The organism is Streptosporangium sp. NPDC051023 (assembly GCF_040689595.1).
Classification (GTDB): domain Bacteria; phylum Actinomycetota; class Actinomycetes; order Streptosporangiales; family Streptosporangiaceae; genus Streptosporangium.
In genome coordinates, this window is sequence record NZ_JBFBCE010000227.1 from 1 (window position 1) to 1,644 (window position 1,644).

A 1,644-nucleotide genomic window follows, 5' to 3' on the forward strand; every position below is an offset into this window, starting at 1 on the left:
GCCGAGATCACTCAGGGCACGCTGACCGAAGAGGACGTCGTCGCCACGATCGAGTACATCGTCAAGCTGCACGCGGGCGAGACCTCGATGCCGGGTGCCGGCCGTGAGATCGTCGTCGAGACCGACGACATCGACCACTTCGGCAACCGGCGGGTGCGCAACGTCGGCGAGCTCATCCAGAACCAGGTCCGTCTCGGCCTGGCCCGGATGGAGCGCGTCGTGCGCGAGCGGATGACCACCCAGGACGTCGAGGCGATCACGCCGCAGACCCTGATCAACATCCGTCCGGTCGTGGCGTCGATCAAGGAGTTCTTCGGAACCTCCCAGCTGTCGCAGTTCATGGACCAGACCAACCCCCTGTCCGGGTTGACGCACAAGCGTCGTCTGAACGCGCTGGGGCCCGGAGGTCTGTCCCGTGAGCGGGCGGGCTTCGAGGTCCGTGACGTCCACCCGTCGCACTACGGCCGCATGTGCCCGATCGAGACCCCCGAAGGTCCCAACATCGGCCTCATCGGCTACCTCGCCTGTTTCGCCCGGCTCAATGCCTTCGGCTTCGTCGAGACGCCGTACCGCAAGGTCGTCGACGGCAAGATCACCGACCGGATCGACTACCTCACCGCCGACGAGGAAGACCGCTACGTCAAGGCGCAGGCCAACACGGCGCTCAACTCCGGCGGCTCGTTCGCCGAGGCTCGCGTCCTGGTCCGTACCAAGGGCGGTGAGACCGAGCTCGCCCGTGCCGAGGAGGTCGACTACATCGACGTGTCACCGCGCCAGATGGTGTCGGTGGCGACCGCGATGATCCCGTTCCTGGAGCACGACGACGCCAACCGCGCGCTCATGGGCGCGAACATGATGCGCCAGTCGGTGCCGCTGCTCAAGAGCGAGGCGCCGCTGGTCGGCACCGGCATGGAGTACCGCGCCGCGACCGACGCCGGTGACGTCATCACCGCCGACAAGGCCGGCGTGGTCGAGGAGGTCTCCGCCGACTACGTCACCGTGATGAACGACGACGGCACCCGCACGACCTACCGGGTGGCGAAGTTCAAGCGCTCCAACCAGGGCACCTGCTTCAACCAGAAGCCGATCGTCGCCGAGGGTGACCGGATCGAGGTCAACCAGGTCGTCGCGGACGGTCCGTGTACCGACAACGGCGAGATGGCGCTGGGCAAGAACCTGCTCGTGGCGTTCATGCCGTGGGAGGGCCACAACTACGAAGACGCGATCATCCTGTCCCAGCGTCTGGTGCAGGACGACGTGTTGTCCTCGATCCACATCGAGGAGCACGAGGTCGACGCCCGGGACACCAAGCTGGGCCCCGAGGAGATCACCCGGGACATCCCGAACGTCTCCGAGGAGGTCCTGGCCGACCTCGACGAGCGCGGCATCATCCGCATCGGCGCCGAGGTCGTGCCGGGTGACATCCTGGTCGGCAAGGTCACCCCGAAGGGCGAGACCGAGCTGACGCCGGAGGAGCGGCTGCTGCGCGCGATCTTCGGCGAGAAGGCCCGCGAGGTGCGTGACACCTCGCTGAAGGTGCCGCACGGCAAGCAGGGCAAGGTCATCGGGGTGCGCGTGTTCTCCCGTGAGGAGGGCGACGAGCTTCCTCCGGGGGTCAACGAGCTGGTCCGCGTCTACGTGGCG

General features: G+C 67.2%; 1 protein-coding gene. It reads left to right on the forward strand.

Going from position 1 to position 1,644, the window contains the following annotated elements; all coding sequences use genetic code 11:
- Nucleotides 1-1,644: DNA-directed RNA polymerase subunit beta (gene rpoB / locus AB0395_RS48285; protein WP_366295127.1), on the forward strand; the 1,644-nt coding region annotated here is incomplete at both ends.